Genomic DNA, 24,188 nt, shown 5'->3' with positions numbered 1-24,188 from the left:
CATGTCTAATGTTCAAAACATGTCTTTAGAAGACATCATGGGTGAGCGTTTTGGTCGCTATTCGAAATATATCATCCAAGAGCGTGCTTTGCCTGATATCCGGGATGGTTTAAAGCCTGTTCAGCGTCGTATTTTATACTCTATGAACAAAGACGGTAATACTTTTGATAAAAGCTACCGTAAATCAGCTAAATCAGTCGGAAATATTATGGGGAATTTCCATCCTCACGGTGATTCATCTATTTATGATGCCATGGTACGTATGAGTCAGGATTGGAAAAATCGCGAGATTTTGGTAGAAATGCACGGGAACAATGGTTCCATGGATGGTGACCCACCGGCAGCTATGCGTTACACAGAAGCGCGTTTATCAGAAATGGCTTCCTATCTTTTAACGGATATTGAAAAACAAACAGTTCCTTTTGCCTGGAATTTTGATGATACAGAAAAAGAACCAACCGTTTTACCATCAGCTTTTCCTAATTTATTGGTGAATGGCTCTTCTGGTATCTCAGCAGGTTATGCCACAGATATCCCGCCTCATAATCTTTCAGAGGTGATTGATGCAGTCATTTATATGATTGACCATCCAACAGCAACGCTTGAAAAACTGATGACCTTCTTACCTGGACCAGATTTTCCAACAGGAGCTATTATTCAAGGTGCTGATGAGATTAAAAAAGCCTATGAGACTGGTAAAGGAAGAATAGTTGTTCGTAGTTTAACCAGCATAGAAACGCTAAAAGGTGGTAAGAAACAGATTATTGTTAAGGAAATCCCTTATGAAATCAATAAGGCTACTCTTGTTAAAAAAATTGATGATGTCAGAGTCAATAATAAGGTGCCTGGGATTGCTGAAGTCCGTGATGAGTCTGATAGAACTGGGTTACGCATTGCCATAGAATTGAAAAAAGAAGCAGACGAAGAAACTGTCTTAAATTATCTTTTTAAATACACCGATTTACAAATTAATTATAATTTTAATATGGTGGCAATCGATAACTTTACGCCTCGTCAAGTCGGTCTGAAAAAAATCTTAAAGAGTTATGTTACACATCGCCAAGAAGTAATCTTAGCACGTTCTCAATTCGATAAAAACAAGGCTGAAAAACGCCTTCATATTGTTGAAGGTTTAATCAAAGTTATCTCTATTTTAGATGAGATTATTGCTTTGATTAGATCAAGCGATAACAAGTCTGATGCTAAAGAAAACTTAAAAATAAGTTATGACTTTTCAGAAGAACAAGCTGAAGCGATTGTGACCTTGCAACTTTATCGTTTGACCAATACCGATATCGTCACACTTGAAGAAGAAGAAGCTAGTTTACGCGAGAAAATTGCAACTCTTTCAGCCATTATTGGTGATGAAAAAACCTTATTCAATGTGATGAAAAAAGAATTACGAGAGGTCAAAAAGACATTTGCTAATCCTCGTCGCACTGAACTACAAGCTAAAACACAAAGTATTGAAATTGATACAGCTAGTTTAATTGTCGAAGAAGATACCTACGTCAGCGTCACAAAAGCAGGTTATCTAAAACGTACTAGTCCACGTTCTTTTTCTGCATCTGAAGTTGAAGAAGTTGGTAAACGTGAAGACGATGAATTGATTTTCTTAGAACAAGCAAAAACAACACAACATTTATTACTGTTTACCAATTTTGGTAATGTTATTTACCGTCCTATTTATGAATTGTCTGATATTAAGTGGAAAGATGTTGGAGAACACCTCAGTCAGTCCATCACAACGTTTTCAACGCAAGAAAATATCATTTATGCTGAAATCATTGATGATTTTGACAAACAACCAATGACTTATTTCTCAGTGACTCAAAAAGGACAAATTAAACGTTTTGAACGAAAAGATTTAACACCATGGCGAACCTATAAAACAAAAGCAATTAAATATGCCAAAATAAAAGGAGATGCTGATCAAATAATAACTGTCTCTCCAATTATGTTAGAAGATCTTATGTTAGTTACTCATAAAGGTTATGCTTTGAGATTTGGTGTTGAAGATGTTCCCGTTGTAGGTAATAAAGCAGCTGGTGTTAAGGCCATTAATCTTAAAAAAGATGATTTTGTGGTGAGTGCTTTTAAAGTCACTAGTGAGAATATGTTTATTTTAACACAACGTGGAAGCCTAAAGAAAATGGCAGTTAATCTTATTCCAAAAACAAGTAGAGCCAATCGAGGTCTTCAAGTCATTCGTGAACTAAAAGCTAAGCCACATCGTGTTTTTGCTTCGGGAATTATCACTGCAAAAGACGATTTAATTGATTTATTTTCAACTGAAACCTCAGAAGAAAAAGAATTATTAGAAGTGACATCGCAAACGCAAGAAAAACTTAGTGTTAATTTAGCCACTCTTCCTCAGTCTGAAAGAACAAGTAACGGTAGTTTTATATCGGATACTATTTCTGAGCAGGAAGTATTGAGTGTCAGATTAGTGAGAAAATAAAAAGTAGCAGAGTTTGCTCTTGCAAGCTCCTGCTTTTTTGTGTAAAATTTATAGCAAGAGGTGAACTATGAGTAAAAAAGATAAAAAAATTACGGTCGAAATTGTAGAAGGAAAAGTCAATCTATCAAACAGTGAAGTAGATGGTTTTCAGTTGAAGATTGGTCGAAAAATTATTGGGTCTATTACGGAAATCGATGACAAGTTTGCTGTCGTCCAAAATAATGATGTATCAAGCTTTCACAAAACAATGGATTTGGCAGTAACCAATATCATAGAAAATTATAATTTAAATCACTAAAAATCCTTAAAAAGGCTTGATTACAATAAGAATTTATGTTAAAATTGTTCTTGTTGTGGAAAGATAGCGAAGAGGCTAAACGCGGCGGACTGTAAATCCGCTCCTTCGGGTTCGGGGGTTCGAATCCCTCTCTTTCCATTTCATGGGGTATAGCCAAGCGGTAAGGCAAGGGACTTTGACTCCCTCATGCGTTGGTTCGAATCCAGCTACCCCAGTCATGGTATTAGGTTTTACCTAAGACCGTCAAAGATAAATTTTGTTGTCATTTGCGGGTTACCTTGAGAAAATATATTGTTATCAGAAAATTAGAAAACTGATTTTCTGTTGGAGGATTGTTTAGAATGAATGAATTTGAAGATTTGCTAAATAGTGTTAGCGAAGTGAATGCTGGTGACGTTGTTACCGCAGAAGTATTGACAGTTGATAACGATCAAGCTAACGTTGTTATCAGTGGTACTGGTGTTGAAGGTGTATTAACACTTCGTGAGTTAACTAATGATCGTAATGCTGACATTAATGATTTAGTAAAACCAGGGGAAACACTTGAAGTACTTGTTCTTCGTCAAGTAGTCGGAAAAGATACTGACACAGTGACTTTCCTAGTGTCTAAAAAACGCTTAGAAGCTCGCAAAGCTTGGGATAAATTGATTGGTCGCGAAGGTGATGTTATCACTGTTAAAGTAACTCGCGCTGTAAAAGGTGGATTGGCTATTGAATTTGAAGGCCTACGTGGTTTCATTCCTGCTTCAATGATTGACACACGCTTTGTTCGCAACACTGAAAAATTTGTTGGTCAAGAAGTTGATGCTCGTATTAAAGAAGTTGATGCTTCAGAAAATCGTTTCATCCTTTCACGTCGTGAAGTTGTTGAAGAAGCAGCCGCAGAAGCACGTAAAGAAATTTTCTCAACATTGACTGAAGGTTCAGTTGTTACTGGAAAAGTTGCTCGTTTAACTAGCTTTGGTGCTTTTGTTGATCTTGGTGGTGTTGATGGTCTTATCCATGTCACTGAGTTATCTCATGAGAGAAATGTTTCACCTAAATCAGTTGTTTCTGTTGGTGAAGAAGTTGAGGTTAAAGTACTTTCAATTGATGAAGAAGCAGGTCGTGTTTCATTATCACTTAAAGCTACAACACCTGGACCATGGGATGGTGTTGAACAAAAACTTGCTGCTGGTGATGTGATTGAAGGAAAAGTAAAACGTCTTACTGATTTTGGTGCTTTCGTTGAAGTCCTTCCAGGTATTGACGGATTAGTTCACATCTCACAAATTTCTCACAAACGTGTTGAAAATCCTAAAGATGTTTTATCAGTTGGTCAAGATGTGACTGTTAAGGTTCTTGAAGTTAATGCAGCAGACGAACGTGTTTCTCTTTCAATTAAATCATTAGAAGAACGTCCAGCTCAAGAAGAGAATTCTGAAGAAAAACGTCAATCTAAACCTCGTCGTCCAAAACGTCAAGAAAAACGTGACTATGATTTACCAGAAACTCAAACTGGATTCTCAATGGCTGATTTATTCGGTGACATTGAATTATAATGATAACGAAAAACTCACTGATTTTTAGTGAGTTTTTATTATTTTTCAACTTTGCTAAAGATTGTTTTTTTTGATATACTAATAGGGTGTTATAACTTTTTAGGGGTCGTTACGGATTCGACAGGCATTATGAGGCATATTTTGCAACCCATCGGCAGATGTAAAATGCCAGTTAAATATAACTGCAAAAAATAACACAACTTACGCAGTAGCTGCCTAAAAACCAGCTCTCGTGACTTTTATGAAATTGCTTACGTTTCATTAAAAGTCTTAAAATAGTAAGCTACGTGTAATTATTGTCTAGCTAATTACAAAGAGACTGATAGACTCGCTGATTAGTGGCTTGAGCTATGTGTCATTAATCAGTTAAAAAAAGACATAGCCTATGGTTGTAGACAAATATGTTAGCAGGTGTTTGGACGTGGGTTCGACTCCCACCGGCTCCATTTATTTTTAAAATATTTACGATATAAAAGAATGTGAGAAAAAATGAAAAAAATCCTCTTATTTTTAGCTGTTATGCTATCAGCCTTTTTTTTAATTTCCTGCTCAAGTAACAGTGAAAAAAAAGAAACTGAAATAACAACAGAAGAAGAATCAGCCTTAAATCAAAAACCATCAGAAATTGCTGAACACCAAGATATTCGTTTAAAATTTAACGATGTTCATATTGCTCTCTTACAAGATGAATTTAAAGGTGGCACAACAATTGAAGAATTAAAAACTCTTTTTGGTGAGCCAACTGCTGTAGAACAAGAACCAGCTGGTGAAGTTAGTCTTGATGTTTATAAGTGGCAGTTTGATAATGTTGAAGTCACAGTAAAATTATATGAAAACAGTACGGTTGTCAGATCAATCTCAAATTTTAGTTTTATCCGTAAAGCAAGCATTTCAAAAGAAACATACAATGAGATTGCTGAGGGTACGTCTTATCTTGAAGTTAAACAAGTTTTTGGAGAACCAGATGTCTTATCAGAAGTTTCTTCTTCAGATGGTCGTGATATTCAAGCCATTTGGATAAGCGGATTAAAATCAGATGGTGTAGCTACTGTTGAAATGTTTTTTAATCAAGATGGTCTAGTTTCAAAAGAGCAATCTGGATTAAAAGAAGATAAAGAAGACGAAAAAGAAAAGAAAGACAAATAAAAAAGGGCACAACAGTGCCTTTTTTCTATCCCATCCAACTTGAGGGAATCGAACCCCCATTTCAAGAACCGGAATCTTGCGTGATATCCATTACACTAAAGTTGGTAGCTTTATTATATCATAAAAATAAAGAGAGCCTCAATAGTAGAGGCTCTTTCTTATTGGATATTTAATTTATTTTTGATGATATAGTGAGTACCAAAGTAATAAGTAGTAGACAAGACTAAATAGACAAAGATTTCTCTTATAAAGAAAAGTTTAATCCTTAAAAAATTAGGGTCAAAATAGTAAGTTTCATCTGAAAGATTGGTATCACCAAATATAAGTTGTTTTATGATAGAAATTAAAATACCTATTGCAAAGAAAGCCACAAATCCCATTAATGCACGTTTATCTTGGAAAAGCTGACCAATTGAAATCGCTAGGTAAACGACAAGAATTGAAGAAATGGTAGCTACGATAAAGTAAGTTAAGACGATAAAGAATATATCGACATGAATATTAGCCATAATACTTGGTAGGTATGAGAAAAATTCATCCAAAGGAATACTTGGCAATACCAGTAAAAAAATACTAAAAAGAAGTACTATAGAACTTAGAACGGACCAGATAAATGAAGCCAATAATTTTGAAAGAATAATTTGATGTGTTGATACTGGAAGTGTTAAGGTTAGATAGCCTTCTCGACCGAAAATATTTTTGTTGAAACGATTGACAATAATAAAGAAAGTAGATATTCCGATTCCAATGATTAATGAAACAAAAATAAGTATAATGGCTAACATAATGATTGCCTCAGAAGTTGATGGCTCTCGTCCCTGTAAAAAGAATTCACCGTTCACTCCACTATCATTGTTGAATCTACTAATGTATAGTCCTAAAATAGTGGCACAAAACAAAACAGCACCATAAAGAGCAAAATACCATTTTCCGACAGATTTTATCTCATATTTAATTAATTTTCCAAACATTGTGTTATTCTCCTTTAAGCCTTAAACGTTTCTCTGAAAATAGCATCAATTGACTGACCATGTTCTTCTCTTAAATCATCAGCATTTCCTTGAAGAACAATGTTACCATTTTGGATAAAGACAACTTCATCTAATATTGGTTCAATATCAGCAATGAGATGTGTCGAAATGATGACAGAAGCTTCTTCAGAATAATTGTTAATAATGGTCTTTAAAATATAGTCTCTAGCAGCAGGATCAACCCCACCAATAGGTTCATCAAGAATATATAGTTTGGCTTTACGACTCATTACTAAAATAAGTTGGACCTTTTCCTTGTTCCCTTTTGAGAGGTTTTTCAATTTCTGATCAAGTGAGATATTTAAATCATTTAAAAGAGTCATCGCACGCTTATCATCAAAATCTTCATAAAAATCTTTGAAGAGAACTAAAAGATCTTCAACTTTCATATTATCTTGTAGATAAGTGGTGTCAGGCAGATAAGAAATAATTTTTTTGGTTTCCACTGATGGTCTAAAGCCATCGATAACAATATCACCATTTGTTGGTTGAAGGAGCCCATTAATCAGTTTTATAAGAGTTGTTTTTCCGCTGCCGTTTGGTCCTAGAAGACCAATAATTTTTCCGGCTGGTAAACTTAAGGTAATATCGTCTAAGGCATTAAAGTTACCATAATTTTTTGAGACATGATGTAATTGTAGTAAATCTGTCATTTAACTTTCTCCTAAGCAATTCTTTAATTCTTCTATCATTTGTTCATTATTAAATCCAATTTTTTTCATGTGATTAATAAACGTTTTTATTTCTTCTTCAGCAAGTTCGTGACGTTTTTGTTCGATAAGTTCTTTATCGTCAGTCACAAATCTACCAGATGTCCGCTGGGAATAAACCATTCCATCACGTTCGAGTTCTATAAAAGCCCGCTGCATGGTGTTTGGATTAACGCCAGCTTCTTCGGCAAATTCTCTTACCGTTGGTAATTGTTCACCACTTTTAATATCTTGGCTAATAATCCTCATTTTAACCCGTTGGGCAATCTGAACATAAATGGGAGATTTTTCATCAAATTTCCAAGCCATCCGAGTCTCCTTTCGGTATATTATTTTTGTACTATTTTAATAATACAGAAAAAACAGTTTATTGTCAAGAAAAATAACCTAAAAAGATTTAAAAAAAGAATTGGCTTTCTTTTACCATTTCATAGTATAATAATAAAAGAGAAGTTGCTGTTAAAAAGGGAAAGGAGAGGCGATGTTTGTTCAACTAGACACAAAAACTGTTTATTCATTTATGGACAGTCTCATTGACTTGGATGGCTATATTCAATCCGCTAAGAACATGGGCTATTCTTATCTAGGAATTATGGATAAGGATAATCTATACGCTGCCTATCATTTTATTAATAAATGTCATCAAAATAATCTGAAACCCATTTTGGGGCTAGAAACGTCAATTCTTTTAGACCATCAAGAAATAAAGATACATCTCATTGCTAAAAACAATGTTGGTTATCGTCATTTGTTGAAATTATCCACTGAATTGATGAAAGGGGAAAAGAATATTTTACAAAATAATGATTATTTTGAAGAATTAATCATTATCATCCCTTATTTTAATGGCATTGAAGAATTATCTTTTTCTTTTGACTACTATATTGGTGTTGGTTTGAATTCACCTATTAAAACATTTCATAAACCAATTCTTCCCCTACACACTGTACGCTATTTTGAAAATCAGGATAAAGAAGTTCTTCAAGTCCTGCATGCTATTAAAGATAACGTGTCACTAAAAGAAACAAAACCCATTGAAGGCAATCAAATGTTCTATGATGCTTCAACAATGACAAAATTATTTGAAGAGAGATTTCCTAAAGCATTAGAGAATCTTGAAGTTTTGGTGGGAAGTATTTCTTATCAATTTAATTCATCATTAAAATTACCACGATTTAATCGTCACAAAGATGCGAGTATTGAATTACGAGAAAAAACTTATCAATCTTTAAATACGAAAAATCTAAATGAGGATGTCTACATCAAGCGTCTAGAAACAGAACTTTCTATCATTCACGACATGGGTTTTGATGATTATTTTCTTATTGTCTGGGATTTGATTCGATTTGGCCATAGTAAAGGCTACTATATGGGAATGGGAAGAGGTTCTGCGGCGGGAAGTCTTGTGGCTTATCTGCTTGATATTACGGGGATTGATCCCGTTAAAAATAATCTCTTGTTTGAGCGTTTTTTAAATAAAGAACGCTATAGTATGCCTGATATTGATATCGATTTACCAGATATCTATCGTTCTGAATTTCTTCATTATGTGAGAGACCGCTATGGGAGCGAGCATGCTGCTCAAATTGTGACATTTTCAACATTTGGAGCTAAACAAGTGATTCGAGATGTCTTTAAGCGTTTCGGGGCAACAGAGTACGAATTAGGAGCTTTAACAAAACGTATTGCTTTTCAGGAGACCCTAACAAGCACTTATGAAAAAAATGCTCATTTTAGACAAATAATAACAAGCAAATTAGAATTTCAAAAAGCATTTGCCATTGCTAAAAAAATTGAAGGTCAACCTAGACAAACGTCCATTCATGCGGCAGGAGTTGTTTTAAGCGATGATAATCTGACTAATCATATCCCTTTGAAACCAGGTGAAGATATGATGATTACACAATATGACGCTCAAGCTGTTGAAGCAAATGGCTTATTAAAAATGGATTTTCTAGGTTTAAGAAATCTAACACTTGTTCAAAAAATGAAAGAAAAGTTATTAAAAGAACAAGGGATTTTGATTGATATCAAAGCCATTAATTTAGAAGATGAAAAAACACTAGCTTTATTTGCACAAGGGAAAACTGCAGGTATTTTCCAATTTGAAGCAGCAGGAGCTATCAACCTGCTAAAACAAATAAAACCATCTCGTTTTGAAGAAATAGTGGCTACAACAAGTCTAAATCGACCTGGTGCCAGTGATTACATCGACAACTTTATCAAGAGAAAATTTAAAAAAGAAGCCATCGATTTGATTGATCCGGTAATTGCACCAATATTAGAGCCAACCTATGGTATCATGCTTTATCAAGAGCAAGTAATGACGATTGCACAGGTATACGCTGGCTTTTCCCTTGGTAAGGCAGACTTACTGCGTAGAGCCATGTCAAAGAAAAATCGTGAACAAATGAACGTGATGCGTTCACAGTTTTTAGATGGTGCTAAACAACAAGGTAGACAAGAAGAAACTGCCTCTCTTCTTTTTGATATGATGGCAAAATTTGCTGGCTATGGTTTTAATCGAAGCCATGCTTATGCATACTCCGCCTTAGCATTTCAGTTAGCTTATTTTAAAGCCCATTATCCTAATATCTTTTATGATATAATGCTTAACTACTCAGGAAGTCATTATATCAGTGATGCTATTGATAATGGTTTTAAGGTTGAAAAATTATCAATTAATAACGTCTCTTACTATGATAAGGTTGTTAATAATAATATTTTTATAGGTATAAAACATATTAAAGAATTACCAAAAGAGCTGGCTTTTTGGATTGTCAATAATCAACCCTATCAAAATACTGAAGATTTTCTGACACGTTTACCTGAAAAATACCAAGATAAAAAATTTATAGAGTCTTTAGTCCTACTTGGTTTGTTTGATAATTTTGAAGAAAATAGGAAAAAAGTTCAAAAGAATTTAGAACCACTATTGATTTTTGTGAGTGAACTTGGTAGTCTTTTTTCTGAGAATTCTTATCAGTGGTTGGATGAATTAGATTATACAAATGCAGAAAAATATCAACTAGAAAAAGATATTATTGGTTTTGGTATTAGTCCACATCCTCTTGTTGAAGAGATGGAAAAAAGAAAGGGACAATTCACACCTTTTTCAAAATTAGTTGAAGGCCGTTCAATGACAGTTCTTGCTGAAATTGAAAAGATTAAAGTCATTAGAACTAAAACAACTGGTGAAGAAATGGTCTTTTTAACAGTTTCTGACACTAATAAAAAATTAGATATTACTTTATTTCCAGAAACCTATAAAAAATATCAAAACATTCTCACACAAGGTCAATTTTATCTTTTTCGAGGAAAAATTCAGTATCGAAATCAACAGTTGCAAATGCTTCTTGATACACTGATTATTCCCACAGATGAAAAATGTTGGTTACTGGTTTCAAATCATGATAATGATTTTCAAATTACAAAAATTTTAAAACAATTTCCTGGTTCTTTGCCAGTAGTTATTCATTACAAAGAATCAAAAGAGACTTTACAAAGTCAAAAATACTTTGTCGCAAAAGATGAAAAGTTAATTGACCTCCTAAATCCCTATGTCTTGAAAACGGTTTTTCGTTGAAATAAGCCCGAATATCAAGATTTTTACATGAGATTATGCTATAATGGGAATGTTAAAAATAAAAAAGGAGCACTGAAAATAATGAAACGTATTGCTGTTTTAACCAGTGGAGGAGACTCTCCTGGGATGAATGCTGCTGTTCGCGCAGTTGTTCGTAAAGCAATTTCAGAAGGTATGGAAGTTTTTGGTATTAATTATGGCTATGCTGGTATGGTTGCAGGGGATATTTTCCCATTAGATTCAAGAGCGGTTGGTGATAAGATTTCACGAGGTGGAACCTTCTTATTCTCAGCAAGATATCCAGAGTTTAGTAAACTTGAGGGTCAACTAGCTGGTATTAACCAACTTAAAAAACATGGTATTGAAGGTGTTGTTGTTATTGGTGGAGATGGTTCTTACCACGGAGCAATGCGCTTAACAGAGCATGGTTTTCCTGCAGTAGGTATTCCTGGAACGATTGATAACGATATTGTTGGGACAGACTATACTATTGGTTTTGACACTGCAGTTAGCACAGCGACATCAGCACTTGATAAACTTCGTGATACATCATCTAGTCATAAGAGAACATTTATTGTTGAAGTGATGGGTAGAAATGCAGGGGATATCGCTCTTTGGGCTGGAATTGCCTCAGGTGCCGATCAAATTATTGTTCCTGAAGAAGACTATGATATCCATCAAGTTGTCCAAAAGATTAATCAAGGATTTGCCAACGGTAAAAATCATCATATTATTGTTCTTGCTGAAGGTGTTATGAGTGGTGATGAATTTGCTGCTAAACTAAAAGATGCTGGAAATACCAATGATTTGAGGGTTACTAATTTAGGTCACATCCTTCGCGGTGGTTCACCAAGTCCACGTGATAGAGTTTTAGCAAGCTGGATGGGAGCAAGAGCAGTTGAGCTATTAAAAGAAGGAAAAGGTGGCTATGCCATTGGTATTCAAAATGAAAATCTAGTGGAAAGCCCTATTCTAGGAACTGCTGAAGAAGGTGCCTTATTTAGTCTTGATGATAAAGGAAAAATTATTGTCAATAATCCTCATAAAGCACGTTTAGATTTTGCGGTCTTAAATCGTGTATTAGCTCAATAAAGTGTCTATCTAAATAGATTAATATTATGTAAGAAATAAAGGAGTTTTTCAAGAATGAATAAACGTGTAAAAATTGTTGCCACACTTGGCCCAGCTGTCGAAATTCGAGGTGGGAAAAAATATGGTGAAGATGGTTATTGGAGTGGAGAGCTTGATGTAGAACAATCAGCGCAAAATATTGCTGAACTCATTAAGGCTGGCGCAAATGTCTTTCGCTTTAATTTTTCACATGGTGACCACAAAGAGCAAGGTGATCGTATGGCAACAGTTCGTCTTGCAGAAGAGCTTGCAAATCAGAAAGTTGGTTTCTTACTAGATACCAAAGGCCCTGAGATGAGAACAGAGCTTTTTGAAGACGATGCTAAAGAATACACTTATCAAACAGGTGATAAGATTAGAGTAGCAACAAAACAAGGCTTACAATCAACAAGAGATAAAATTGCTTTAAGCGTTGCTGGTAAACTTGATATCTTTGATCATGTAGAAAAAGGTCAACAAATTCTTATTGATGATGGTAAAGTTGGTCTAAGAATTATTTCAAAAGATCATGCTAATCATGAATTAGAAGTTCTTGTCGAAAATGATGGTGTCATTGCTAAACAAAAAGGTGTTAATATTCCAAACACCAAAATTCCTTTCCCAGCTTTAGCAGAAAGAGATAATGCTGATATTCGTTTTGGTTTAGAACAAGGTCTTAACTTTATTGCTATTTCATTTGTTCGTACTGCAAAAGACGTTGAAGAAGTTCGTGCCATTACTCGTGAAACAGGCAATGATCATGTTAAACTTTTTGCTAAAATAGAAAACCAACAAGGGATTGATAATATTGATGAAATTATCGATGCTGCTGATGGTATCATGATTGCTCGTGGTGATATGGGTATTGAAGTGCCATTTGAAATGGTACCTGTCTATCAAAAAATGATTATCACCAAAACAAACGCAGCAGGTAAGGCTGTTATCACAGCAACCAATATGCTAGAAACTATGACTGAAAAACCTCGTGCTACGCGTTCTGAAGTTTCTGATGTTTTCAATGCTGTCATTGATGGGACTGATGCAACAATGCTTTCAGGTGAATCTGCTAATGGTAAATACCCTGTGGAATCTGTTAGAACAATGGCCACTATCGACAAAAATGCTCAAACACTTCTTAGTGAGTATGGTCGATTAAATTCTGATAATTTTGAGCGTTCAAATAAAACAGAAGTAGTGGCTTCTGCAGTTAAAGATGCTACTCGTTCAATGGATATTAAATTAGTCGTCACTATTACTGAAACAGGTAACACAGCACGTCTAATTTCTAAATATCGTCCAGAATCTGACATCCTTGCTGTTACTTTTGATGAAAAAATTCAAAAATCATTGATGGTTAACTGGGGAGTTATTCCTGTAGTAGCTGATAGACCAGACTCAACCGATGATATGTTTGAAGTTGCTGAACAAGTTGCTCTTTCATCAGGTCTTGTTGAATCAGGTGATAATATTGTTATTGTTGCTGGTGTTCCAGTTGGTACAGGTGGCACAAATACAATGAGAATTCGTACCGTAAAATAATAAAAAAACAGGATAGCTTTTTAAAAGCTATCTTTTTTTATCCTAAAAAACATGGTATAATAAAAGAAAGAATAATAAAGGAGAGACCATGGTTAAACGCGATTTTATTAGAAATATTTTTTTAATCATTAGTGGCATCGTTCTTGTTTTAATACTACGTCTCTTCGTTTTTTCAACACATGAAATTTCAAAGAGTGAGGCCAATAATTTTCTGAATGAAGGAGACCTTGTAACTGTACAAACAACAACTAAGCCAACGTTTAAAGATTTTGTAGTCTACAAGGTTGATAAAAAAGAATATGTTGGGCGTGTTGTTGCAATACCTGGTGATTCTGTTACATTTATGGATGATATTTTTTATCTCAACGCCATGATTGAAGAAGAACCATACATTGATAATCTTAGAACAGATTATCAAGATACGCATGGCTTTGATGCTTACTTCACCTCAGACTTTACTCTTGAAACCTTGACTCAGTCAAATATTACCAAAATTCCTAAAGGTTATTTTTTAGTTTTAAATGATAACAGGCAAAACACAAATGATAGTAGAGAGTTTGGGCTTATTAGTCAAAAACAAATTAAAGGAGTAGTGAACTTCCGTATTCTTCCTTTAGATCAGTTTGGATTTATCGAAAATGAATAGGCAACTATTCATTTTTTTATTGCAATTAGACTATACCAATTATTCCTTTGACATTTAATAATTCATGTAATATACTTATATAAGTCGATTATATTGAAATAAAGTAGACTATACCAATTTTAAGGAGAGTGTGGTAACCAGTTACCACCAATGAATATATGTGCGGAATAGTAGGTGTTGTTGGCAACAGAAATGCCAAAGATATTTTAATGCAAGGCTTAGAAAAACTAGAGTATAGAGGCTATGATTCATCGGGTATTTTCCTGGTAGATGGCAAAAAATCAGCTAAGTTAATTAAAGCTGTTGGTAAAATAGCTGATTTGAGAGAAAAAATAGGGATTGATCTAGCTGGTGATATCGGCATTGGTCATACGAGATGGGCGACTCACGGTAAACCTAGTGTTGAGAATGCCCACCCTCACCAATCGTCAACTAAAGAACTGACCTTAGTGCATAATGGTGTGATTGAAAACTATCTTGAGATTAAAGAGACTTATCTAGCTAATCATAATTTTTTAGGTAGCACAGATACTGAGATTGTTGTTCATCTCATTGAGCAGTTAGCCAAAGAAGACTCCCTAACAACCTTTGAAGCCTTTAAAAAAGCTTTAACGATTATTGAAGGCTCTTATGCCTTCGCCTTAATTGATAGCAAAAAATCCGATACCATTTATGTGGCAAAAAATAAATCGCCCCTACTTATCGGCTTGGGAGATGGCTATAACATGGTCTGCTCAGACGCGATGGCGATGATTCGTGAGACAAGTGAATTTATGGAAGTTCACGACAAGGAAATCGTAACGGTCAAAAAAGACAGTATTAGTATTGAAGATTTTGGTGGCAATATTGTTGAAAGAGAAAGCTACACAGCAAGCCTTGATTTATCAGATATCGGTAAAGGGACTTATCCTTACTACATGCTAAAAGAAATTGATGAACAGCCAAGCGTTATGCGTCGTCTTATCAAAACCTACAGTAATGATAAGCAAGAAATCGTTGTGGATGATTCTATTATTGATGCCGTTAAAGCCTCTGATCGTCTTTATATTATTGCTGCTGGAACATCCTATCATGCGGGTTATGCGGCTAAACAATTTTTAGAACAGTTAACCCAGACACCTGTTGAATTGGGGATTGCATCCGAGTGGGGTTATGATTTGCCGTTAATGAGTGAAAAACCAATGGTGATTCTTCTAAGTCAGTCAGGGGAAACCGCTGATAGTCGACAAGTGCTTGTTAAGGCTAACGAACTTGGTATTCCAAGCTTAACCATCACAAATGTTGCTGGCTCAACCTTGTCACGCGAAGCCAACTATACCATGTTAATCCATGCAGGGCCTGAGATTGCTGTGGCTTCCACAAAAGCTTATACGGCACAGATTGCAACGCTAGCCTTTCTTGCTAAGGCAGTGGGTGATAAGATAGGAAATCCAAAATCTCTAGATTTTGATTTGATTAAAGAATTATCGATTGTGGCGCAATCCATTGAAGCAACTCTTTCACAAAAAGAAGTGATTGAAAAGAAAACCCAAGCCTTATTAGAAACGACACGAAATGCTTTTTATATCGGACGTTCTAATGATTACTATGTTGCTATGGAAGCAAGTTTAAAGCTAAAGGAAATTTCCTATATTCAGTGTGAAGGCTTTGCTGCAGGTGAGTTGAAACACGGTACCATCTCTCTCATCGAAGACGGAACACCTGTGATTGCCCTATTATCAAACAATAAAGCTGTCTTATCACATACAAGAGGGAATATCTCAGAAGTTATTGCAAGAGGTGCATCCGTTTTAACCATTGTTGAAGAAGGAGCAAACAATGACTCAGATGATATTGTTGTCATGGCAGTTCACCCTTACCTTTCAAGCATTGGCATGGTTGTTCCAACCCAACTGATCGCCTACTATGCCTCACTCCAAAGAGGACTAGATGTTGATAAGCCACGAAATCTTGCCAAATCAGTGACCGTTGAATAGCCAAGTATTTTTCACTGGAAAATCAATTTTTTAATAAACTAAAGAAACGATAAAGATTTCATTAGTTAAAATACAGAACACTCTAATGAGGGTGTTTTTCTGTTATAATGGAATGAAATATAAAGGAATTTTAGAAAAAAACTAAGTGTTAATGTTTTAAATAATAGAAGGAAGAAAAATGAAAAAAATCTTGGAAATAGAACCTGAAAAATTATTAAAAATAAGACTTTACTTATTTTTTGTAGGATTGTCTTTGTCAATTCTAATGTTAATCTTTAAGACAGATATTCAAAAAAATTATCCTTCTTTAGCCAATTATCTTATTCTTTTGATAATAGGATTTAATGTTTTAGGAATATCGTTCGCTTTAAAAGTAAACCAGTTGGGAGTAAACTATCTCTATCAAAATATAAATTTTGATGATTATTTAAAGTTTCATAGAGCATTATCAGAGTCTAATCACTCAAAAATACAATTTAAGATTGCTGATGCTATCGTATGTTTTTACAAAGGTAATTTTTTATTAGCAGAAGAAAAAATTAATATTATTTTTACGCATCAATTTCTTAAGAAAAAAGATGTAATAGCTTTAAAAATTTATCTTTTTCAAACATTGTGTTTTAAAAATAGTCAGAAGGATAGTGAAAAAATTATCTCTTTAAGGGAAGAATTAGTAAGACTTGCCTCTCGCTCTAAACAGTATCAAAACTCACTATCGTATATTTTTGCAGTTGAGGATATTATCTATCATCAAAAAGAGAATTCATTTTTTGAAAGCTACCAACCGACAACAAAATTAGCTCTACTAATGAGTGATTTTTACAAGGCAAAAAATTATCAATTAAAAAATGAAATGGATAAAGCAAAAAGTATTTTTGAAATGCTATCGAATGAAAATCCAGAACTTTTTATCGTTCAAGAAGCAAGAAAGAATTTAAAGAATTCTCATTAATTCAGTAAACATCCTCATTTGAGGGTGTTTTTCTGTTATAATGGACTGTAAGAGTTGAAAAACAAAAGTATTTAGAAAGAGACAATAATGAATAATCCTAATTTAATAGCAGATCGTATAGAGGAAACGTTATTTCTGCTTTGATAAAAAGGTAGAAACTAACATGAGTTGAAATCATTTCAGTCAGATCCAATGATTATGGCAATGTCAAAGTTATTACCCAGTGGGAAAATTGGTAAGAAATTAAAATTGGAAATTACTAAAGTACCAATATTTCTAATCTTTGCAAATTAAAATTAGAAGGAGTTTAAATGTTTAAACAACGCATTTTAAAAATGTCGAGTAGGGAATTTGAAAAACTAAGTAAGTTTGTACATGTTTATGCAATTTATATTAATCTATTAATAATTTTTAGAACAATTATATACCAACAAACTATTTATTATCATATTTTTCTTTTGCTAGGTGTTATTTATTTAATCATAGCATTTGACATAATCCAGTCTGTTAAAAAAGCCTTGAGATACATTTTACATGGAGAAAAAGATTTAAAAAAATATCGTGCCTTTCTTGAAGCGAAACAAAGTTCTTTAAAAAACTGGAAAATCCATAAAGTTTTACGAGCACAGTCTTATTTAAACTTCGCTATTTTAACTTTTTATGAAGGAAATTTCAGGGAGTCTATTGCTTTTTTGGACAAAATAACCATTGACACTTTTCCCAGATTGTCTAGGAAAGCAATGGCTATTGAAAAATTCTTCCTCCTTGCTTTTAACCATTTATTGTTAGGAGAGTCTGTACAGTTTGAAATTTATTACCAAAACTTATTGAACATAGAAGGCAATAAAAAAGTAACAGTATTAAAAAATCGCTATTTAACATTTTTAGAAACATTTAGAGACTTACTGTTGTTAGAAAAAGAGAATCATTTTTTCGATGATAGACCAGAAGAAGGAAATCTTTCTGATTATTTTAAGCTCTATTGTAGTGGCTTAAATGCCAAACTTATGGAGGATAGCGAGAGTGCCAAGAAATATTTTGGCGAACTTGCTAAAGAAAGTTCAGACTTTTATTTTGTGAGAGAAGCTAAACGTCAATTAGCTGAACTGACTATCTTACAATGATTTTAGCAGTAAAGATGACTAATACCCTCATTAGAGGGTATTTTTCTGTTATAATGGTCTGTAAGAGTTAAATAACTAAAGCTTTTAGAAAGAGACAATAATGAATATTCCCAATTTGATAGCAGATCGTAGAAGGAAACGTTATTTCTGCTTTGATAAAAAGGTAGAAACTGACATGAGTTGAAATCATTTCAGTCAGATCCAATGATTATGGCAATGTCAAAGTGGTTGCCCAGTGGGAAAATTGGTAAGAAACTAAAATTGGAAATTACAAAGAACCATTATTTCTAATCTTTGCAAATTAAAAAATAGAAGGAGTTTAAATGTTTAAACAACATATTTTAAAAATGTCGAGTAAGGAGTTTGAAAAACTAAGTAAATTTGTACACACTGGCTTTTTATTTCTAGCGGCATTATTGTTTACGATTGCTTTCTTGGTTCAATTTTCAGATTATGCTAATATTATTCTTTTACTTTCTATTGTATTTGCAATTTTTTCTATTATTTTGATTGATTCAATCAATAAAGCCTTAAGATACATTTTACATAAAGAAAAAGACTTAAAAAAATATCGTGCCTTTCTTGAAGCGAAACAAAGTTCTTTAAAAAACTGGAAAATCCATAAAGTCTTACGAGCAGAGTCTTATTTAAACTTCGCTATTTTAACTTTTCATGAAGGAAATTTCAGGGAGTCTATTGCTTTTTTGGACAAAATAACCATTGACACTTTTCCCAGATTGTCTAGGAAAGCAATGGCTATTGAAAAATCCTTCCTCCTTGCTTTTAACTATTTATTGTTAGGAGAGTCTGTACAGTTTGAAATTTATTACCAAAACTTATTGAACATAGAAGGCAATAAAAAAGTAACACTATTAAAAAATCGCTATTTAACATTTCTAGAAACATTTAGAGACTTATTGTTGTTAGAAAAAGAGAATCATTTTTTCGATGATAGACCAGAAGAAGGAATTCTTTCTGATTATTTTAAGCTCTATTGTAGTGGCTTAAATGCTAAGCTTATGGGAGATAACAAGAGTGCCAAGAAATATTTTGGCGAACTTGCCAAAGGAAGTTCTGACTTTTATTTTGTGAGAGAAGCTAAATATCAATTAGCTGCAGTGACCAACTAGAAAGTGTTATTAGGAATGCATTTATTAAAAGAAAAATTATCACATTTATCAGCATCATCTTTGTATTTTTTTAGAAATATTCTTGGATCTTTAACTATCTTATTGATGATAGTGTTAAGTTTTAATGCTTTAAACAATAGAAGGAAATAGAATGAAAAAAAGAAAACTTAATCAACTGTCAATAAATACTTTATGGCATATTAGAAATACGGTACCAATTGGTCTATTAATTATTGGTCTATTTGTTATTGTGATTTTAATGATAACACAAAGTAAAGTCCCACAAAATCTTTCTTTAATGATTGCTATTTTTATTATATTGATTTCTTATACTATTGTTTTTTTGACTTCAAATGCCATTAATAGTTTGTTGAATGAAACATTAGATTCTGAGATATTTCAAAAATATTATCAAATAAATCATAAAAAATACCATAAAAAAAGAACTAAGATATTTTTAATGACATCACAAATTCAGGTGAGCTTCTATAAAGGAAATTTTAATTTTGTTGAGGATGAGATACACAGACTTCTTTTGAATTATTCACTGAACAATAAAGAAAAAATTATTTTATCAATTTATCTTTTTCAAACATTGTGTTTTAAAAATAATCAGAAGGATAGTGAAAAAATAAGCTCTTTAAAAGAAGAATTAATAGATATTGCCTCTGGCTCTAAACAGTATAAAAACTCACTATTGTATATTTTTGCCGTTGAGGATATTATTTATCATCAAAAAGAGAATTCGTTTTTTGAAAGCTACCAACCGACATCAAAATTAGCTCGGCTAATGAGTGATTTTTACAAGGCAAAAATTATCAATTAAAAAATGAAATGGATAAAGCTAAAAGTATTTTTGAAATACTATCAAATGAAAATCCAGAACTTTTTATCGTTCAAGAAGCAAAAAAGAATTTAAAGAATTCTCATTAATTCAGTAAACACCCTCATTTAAGGGTGTTTTTCTGTTATAATAGAATGAAATATAAAGTGATTTTAGCAAAAAATAAGTTTTTATGTTTTAAATAATAGAAGGAAACAGAATGAAATAATTTGAAATAGAGCCTGAAAAATAACAAAAAAAGTATTTTTTTGGTTATTTTTAGTGTATAATATTTTCAAAAGTATAAGGAGTATTGCTATGAAGGATTATAAAGATTATAAAGACTATAAGGATTATATAGTGAAAATTATTGGTGTGTTATTAATTGCTTCAGCTTTTATTAGTGCTTATGCCATTTTAAATGATAGGTCTATTTTTTTACCTGATGGGGATATAATAGAATATTATTTGCTATCTAGAAACTTACTTATGATATTTATTTTAAATTGGATTTTTTTATTGGGTTTAAAATTAATAAAAAAATAAAGCAATATATTTCTCTATTTTTTATTGATACATCAGTTTATACTCACCATGTTGAGGTACTTTTACTAAATAATTTCTTTTATAAACTATTTAACCATTATTTTTACGATGTTAAGAATTAACATTGAAAAATAAAATTCACCGAACAACGTAAGACAAAAAAGATCGCTCAAGAAGCTAAAAAGAATTTAAAGAGTTTATAATAAAATCAGTAAATGCCCTCATTTGAGGGTGTTTTTCTGTTATAATGGTCTGTAAGAGTTAAATAACTAAAGCATTTAGAAAGAGACAATAATGAATAATCCCAATTTGATAGCAGATCGTAGAAGGAAACGTTATCTTCAATTAGATAAAGAGACACAAAGAAAATTAGATGATTTCTATAAAAATAGAGCGGATTCTTATCAACTACAAGTCATTGAGAAATCAAAGATTTCTCCCCAAACTGGAGATGTCTTTCTCTTCTCTCCTCGAAAAGGCCTGTATTTTTACGGAAAAGTACTCCTAGCTAATATTCATCGTAAAATTCCTGATTCCTTTATAGAAGGTAATCACATGGTTGTATTGTTTAAGAGTCGTGTGACTGACTTGAGTATGGATAATTATCGTCCAGATTATAATGATTTACTCATTTCTCCGGAGATTGTACCAGTAGATTATTGGAAACGGGGTTACTTTTATACGCTTACCAACATTCCTCTAACCGAAGAAGAAAAAGGATTAGACATAGGTTTTTACAGGCTTTCTTTTCCTAAAAACTATTTTTGTAAAGTCACTGGAGAGAAGATGGTAAGAGAACCAAAAATTTTAGGATTACATGGTATTACGACTCTGACAGGAATTGCTTCAGAGGTGGAACGAGAGTTAATTATTGACCCTACTTTAGTTGAGGGTTATCCCTTAAGTGAAGATGAGTTAAATCCAAGTACAGATGATACCTTTCTAATCTATGATGCTGATGAAAGTTTTGTGTCTCTTGACGTTTCTGACCCAACTGTTTGGGCAATTGCTACAGAAGTAGATGATACTTATGATGTTTACCTTAATGGTTATGGTTGGGAAGTCTTTTTGAGCCATTACTGGCAAGAAACAGCACCCGAACTATTAGACGGTTTAGAGATAGATCCAGAAGCTTCAAGCATTGTCTTTTTCTATTCACCAGCGAATGAAACACTATTAAAATCCTTATATGAAAACTTGAAAAAGCTTATAGAAAATCCTCATTTTATATCTGAGTACATTAAAAACAATCATGACAAGATTGATTGGGACTAGGATTATACAGAAAAAAGCTAAGATTACTTTAAGCAGTCTTAGCTTTTGTGTTATACTGAAATAGTATGTTTTACAAAATGGAGAAATAACTTTAGATGAGTTGAAATCATTTTAGCCAGATCCAAAAAACTATAGAATAGAAGCACTAGTGCTAACAGAAGTCATAAATATGAGTAAAAGGAGAAAAAATGATTTTAGATATTTTTGATGCTGTTCAAGAAGGAACATTTGATGAATTTATGTCTTTTTATGACGGCCATATTAACCAAGTGTCTGATGTCAATATAAATCTTTTAAATATGACATTAACAAGTAATAGTAAGTTAAATGAAAAATTAAGAATGATAGAATTTTTAATAAAAGAAGGTATAGATGTTAATTTTTTAGACAGAAATAAAAGAAATGCCTTACATAATTTTTTTCAATACAAAGCTAATTGGCGTCCTGATATTTCTTATGCTATTAAAGTTGTAACGCTTTTACTCAAATCTGGGGTTAATGTCAATCAAATTGATAGGTTTGGGAATATTCCAATGATTTATGCTATTACTGTACTAAAACTTTCCACTGAAGAAGCAATGCCGCTATATCTTCTACTACTTAATAAAGGTTCAGATATTACCATTAAAAATCTACAAGGCAAGTCAGTTTTGGACTACGTTCATGAAACAAGCTGGAGAAATAATTTATTATCATCAAAAGGAGGACCAATTAATGATTAATGACTCTGAATACGGTGGTTTTATAGTTTCTAATAATGTCCTCTTAGGTTACCCAATAAGATATACTTATCGCAATGAGTCAAAAATAAAAGAACTTAATGGCTGGACCATATTATCAATAAAAGATGACGATGCCTTTGTGTCCAATCCACAAAATTTTGTCATCCTATCGGCAACAAGTATAAAGACAATTTCACCAGTCATGTTAGAGATTTTTCCTGCAAAATATGGAACCGATTTATGCTGGTTGTATGAAGAGGATGTACATGTTGGCTTTTATGATTTAAAAACAGAAAAAGAAACGACTATTGATGAAATACTGAAATAGTAGTTGGTTTATGAATAATTTAACAGATTATTTTGTGAGAGAAGCTAAACGTCAATTAGCTGCATTAACTATCTTACAATGATTTTAGCAGTAAAGCTGACTAAGATCCTCAATAGAGGGTGTTTTTCTGTTATAATGGTCTGTAAGAGTTGAAAAACAAAAGTATTTAGAAAGAGACAATAATGAATATTCCCAATTTGATAGCAGATCGTATAGAGGAACGCTATCTTAAGTTAGATAAAGAGACACAAAGAAAAATTGATGATTTTTATGATAATAAATCAAGTAAGCATCAACTTCAAGTCATTGAGAAATCAAAGATTTCTCCTCAAACTGGAGATGTCTTTCTCTTCTCTCCGCGAAAAGGTCTGTATTTTTACGGAAAAGTACTCCTAGCTAATATTCATCGAGTTGATTTTGATCCTTTTGCGGAAAGCAGTCATCTTGTTGTTTTATTTAAAAATAGAGTAACCGACTTGAACATGAGCAATTATCAACCAGATTATGATAATTTACTTATTCCCCCAGCTATTGTACCAGTAGATTATTGGAAACGGGGCTACTTTTACACACTTACCAACATCCCTCTAACCGAAGAAGAAAGAACACTAGACATAGGTTTTTATAGTATTTCTTTTCGAGGAAACTATTTTTGTAAAGTCACTGGTGAAAAAATGGAACGAGAACCTCAAATACTCGGAATAGATGGCATTACGACCTTAACAGGAATTGCAACAAATGTTGAAAGAGAATTAATTATTGACCCTACTTTAGTGGAAGGTTATCCCTTAAGTGATGACGGGTTAGAGCCAAGTACTGATGATAACTTTCTAATCCATGATGCCGATGAAAGTTTTGTGTCTCTTGACGTTTCTGACCCAACTGTTTGGGCAATTGCAACAGAAGTAGATGATGCTTATGATGTTTATCTTAATGGTTATGGTTGGGAATCCTTTTTGAGCCATTACTGGCAAGAAATAGCACCCGAACTATTAGACGGTTTAGAGATGGATCCAGAAGCTTCAAGCATTGTCTTTACCTATTCACAAGCAAATGAAAGACTATTAAAATCCTTATATGAAAACTTGAAACAGCTTATAGAAAACCCTCAACTTATCTATGAGTACATTAAAAACAATCACGACAAGATAGATTGGGATTAAGATTTTATACTAAATTAATATTGAAAACCAAGATGACTCAATCCAGTCTTGGTTTTTTATTTTAATAATAAAAATAGCCAA

General features: G+C 33.0%; 21 protein-coding genes, 3 tRNA genes and 1 other RNA gene. 21 read left to right on the top strand and 4 right to left on the bottom strand.

Features of this window, described 5'->3' with window-relative positions; all coding sequences use genetic code 11:
• The first annotated feature begins 1 nt into the window (after nt 1).
• From parC to N7659_RS02135, 7 genes are all read left to right on the top strand, one after another.
• Complete coding sequence (gene parC / locus N7659_RS02165; RefSeq protein WP_263275593.1) at nt 2-2,461, top strand: DNA topoisomerase IV subunit A; 2,460 nt, start codon at nt 2-4, stop codon at nt 2,459-2,461.
• A gap of 67 nt (nt 2,462-2,528) precedes the next feature.
• Complete coding sequence (locus N7659_RS02160; RefSeq protein ID WP_263275592.1) at nt 2,529-2,759, top strand: DUF2969 domain-containing protein; 231 nt, start codon at nt 2,529-2,531, stop codon at nt 2,757-2,759.
• A gap of 57 nt (nt 2,760-2,816) precedes the next feature.
• Nucleotides 2,817-2,897, top strand: a tRNA-Tyr gene (locus tag N7659_RS02155).
• 5 nt (nt 2,898-2,902) lie between these two features.
• A tRNA-Gln gene (locus N7659_RS02150) sits at nt 2,903-2,974 on the top strand.
• A 126-nt stretch (nt 2,975-3,100) separates the two neighbouring features.
• On the top strand, nt 3,101-4,300 hold the full coding sequence (rpsA, locus tag N7659_RS02145) for a 30S ribosomal protein S1 (RefSeq protein WP_263275591.1): 1,200 nt from the start codon (nt 3,101-3,103) through the stop codon (nt 4,298-4,300).
• A gap of 102 nt (nt 4,301-4,402) precedes the next feature.
• Nucleotides 4,403-4,749, top strand: a transfer-messenger RNA (tmRNA) gene (gene ssrA / locus N7659_RS02140).
• A gap of 40 nt (nt 4,750-4,789) precedes the next feature.
• Nucleotides 4,790-5,446 (top strand): DUF3862 domain-containing protein, encoded by a 657-nt coding sequence (locus N7659_RS02135; protein WP_263275590.1) that lies wholly within the window; start codon nt 4,790-4,792, stop codon nt 5,444-5,446.
• A gap of 33 nt (nt 5,447-5,479) precedes the next feature.
• Here the strand turns inward: N7659_RS02135 and N7659_RS02130 are convergent.
• The 4 genes from N7659_RS02130 to N7659_RS02115 form a co-directional block, all read right to left on the bottom strand.
• Nucleotides 5,480-5,551: transfer RNA gene (locus N7659_RS02130), tRNA-Arg, on the bottom strand.
• Nucleotides 5,552-5,604: 53 nt separating this feature from the next.
• The gene (locus N7659_RS02125) at nt 5,605-6,417 is read right to left on the bottom strand and encodes an ABC transporter permease (protein ID WP_263275589.1); all 813 of its coding nucleotides are present in this window, start codon (nt 6,415-6,417) and stop codon (nt 5,605-5,607) included.
• Nucleotides 6,418-6,431: 14 nt separating this feature from the next.
• Nucleotides 6,432-7,130 (bottom strand): ABC transporter ATP-binding protein, encoded by a 699-nt coding sequence (locus N7659_RS02120; protein WP_263275588.1) that lies wholly within the window; start codon nt 7,128-7,130, stop codon nt 6,432-6,434.
• Nucleotides 7,131-7,496: a GntR family transcriptional regulator gene (locus N7659_RS02115; protein WP_263275587.1), complete on the bottom strand. Its 366-nt coding sequence runs from the start codon at nt 7,494-7,496 to the stop codon at nt 7,131-7,133. It lies immediately after the preceding gene.
• A 172-nt stretch (nt 7,497-7,668) separates the two neighbouring features.
• Here N7659_RS02115 and N7659_RS02110 point away from each other — a divergent pair, with 172 nt between their 5' ends.
• From N7659_RS02110 to N7659_RS02045, 14 genes are all read left to right on the top strand, one after another.
• Nucleotides 7,669-10,773, top strand: coding sequence for a DNA polymerase III subunit alpha (locus N7659_RS02110; protein WP_263275586.1), 3,105 nt, complete (start codon nt 7,669-7,671; stop codon nt 10,771-10,773).
• A gap of 81 nt (nt 10,774-10,854) precedes the next feature.
• Nucleotides 10,855-11,865 carry a 6-phosphofructokinase gene (gene pfkA, locus N7659_RS02105; RefSeq protein WP_263275585.1) on the top strand — a complete coding sequence of 337 codons (1,011 nt, stop codon included), beginning with the start codon at nt 10,855-10,857 and terminating at the stop codon, nt 11,863-11,865.
• 54 nt (nt 11,866-11,919) lie between these two features.
• Entirely contained in the window at nt 11,920-13,422 is a 1,503-nt protein-coding gene (gene pyk, locus N7659_RS02100) for a pyruvate kinase (protein ID WP_263275584.1), read from the top strand.
• Between the two features lie 88 nt (nt 13,423-13,510).
• Nucleotides 13,511-14,068, top strand: coding sequence for a signal peptidase I (gene lepB, locus N7659_RS02095; RefSeq protein WP_199567455.1), 558 nt, complete (start codon nt 13,511-13,513; stop codon nt 14,066-14,068).
• 158 nt (nt 14,069-14,226) lie between these two features.
• Nucleotides 14,227-16,044: a glutamine--fructose-6-phosphate transaminase (isomerizing) gene (gene glmS / locus N7659_RS02090; protein WP_263275583.1), complete on the top strand. Its 1,818-nt coding sequence runs from the start codon at nt 14,227-14,229 to the stop codon at nt 16,042-16,044.
• Nucleotides 16,045-16,222: 178 nt separating this feature from the next.
• On the top strand, nt 16,223-16,996 hold the full coding sequence (locus N7659_RS02085; protein ID WP_263275582.1) for a hypothetical protein: 774 nt from the start codon (nt 16,223-16,225) through the stop codon (nt 16,994-16,996).
• Nucleotides 16,997-17,307: 311 nt separating this feature from the next.
• A complete protein-coding gene (locus N7659_RS02080) occupies nt 17,308-18,120 on the top strand; it encodes a hypothetical protein (RefSeq protein ID WP_263275581.1) in 813 nt (270 codons plus the stop codon).
• A gap of 323 nt (nt 18,121-18,443) precedes the next feature.
• The gene (locus N7659_RS02075; RefSeq protein ID WP_263275580.1) at nt 18,444-19,250 is read left to right on the top strand and encodes a hypothetical protein; all 807 of its coding nucleotides are present in this window, start codon (nt 18,444-18,446) and stop codon (nt 19,248-19,250) included.
• Between the two features lie 151 nt (nt 19,251-19,401).
• Nucleotides 19,402-20,076, top strand: a complete 675-nt coding sequence (locus tag N7659_RS02070) for a hypothetical protein (protein ID WP_263275579.1) — start codon at nt 19,402-19,404, stop codon at nt 20,074-20,076.
• Between the two features lie 315 nt (nt 20,077-20,391).
• The gene (locus N7659_RS02065; RefSeq protein ID WP_263275578.1) at nt 20,392-20,619 is read left to right on the top strand and encodes a hypothetical protein; all 228 of its coding nucleotides are present in this window, start codon (nt 20,392-20,394) and stop codon (nt 20,617-20,619) included.
• Nucleotides 20,620-20,913: 294 nt separating this feature from the next.
• Nucleotides 20,914-21,894, top strand: coding sequence for an Imm51 family immunity protein (locus N7659_RS02060; RefSeq protein ID WP_263275577.1), 981 nt, complete (start codon nt 20,914-20,916; stop codon nt 21,892-21,894).
• Between the two features lie 188 nt (nt 21,895-22,082).
• Entirely contained in the window at nt 22,083-22,616 is a 534-nt protein-coding gene (locus N7659_RS02055) for an ankyrin repeat domain-containing protein (RefSeq protein ID WP_263275576.1), read from the top strand.
• Nucleotides 22,609-22,944, top strand: a complete 336-nt coding sequence (locus tag N7659_RS02050) for a DUF2185 domain-containing protein (RefSeq protein WP_258511504.1) — start codon at nt 22,609-22,611, stop codon at nt 22,942-22,944. Before N7659_RS02055 ends, N7659_RS02050 begins: the two co-directional genes overlap by 8 nt.
• Before the next feature lie 182 nt (nt 22,945-23,126).
• Nucleotides 23,127-24,107, top strand: coding sequence for an Imm51 family immunity protein (locus N7659_RS02045; RefSeq protein ID WP_263275575.1), 981 nt, complete (start codon nt 23,127-23,129; stop codon nt 24,105-24,107).
• Nucleotides 24,108-24,188: the final 81 nt, after the last annotated feature.

The organism is Streptococcus sp. CSL10205-OR2 (genome assembly GCF_025660655.1).
Lineage (GTDB): Bacteria > Bacillota > Bacilli > Lactobacillales > Streptococcaceae > Streptococcus.
Note: the sequence above shows the minus strand (reverse complement) of the source record. Positions and strands in the feature narration are given on the sequence as shown.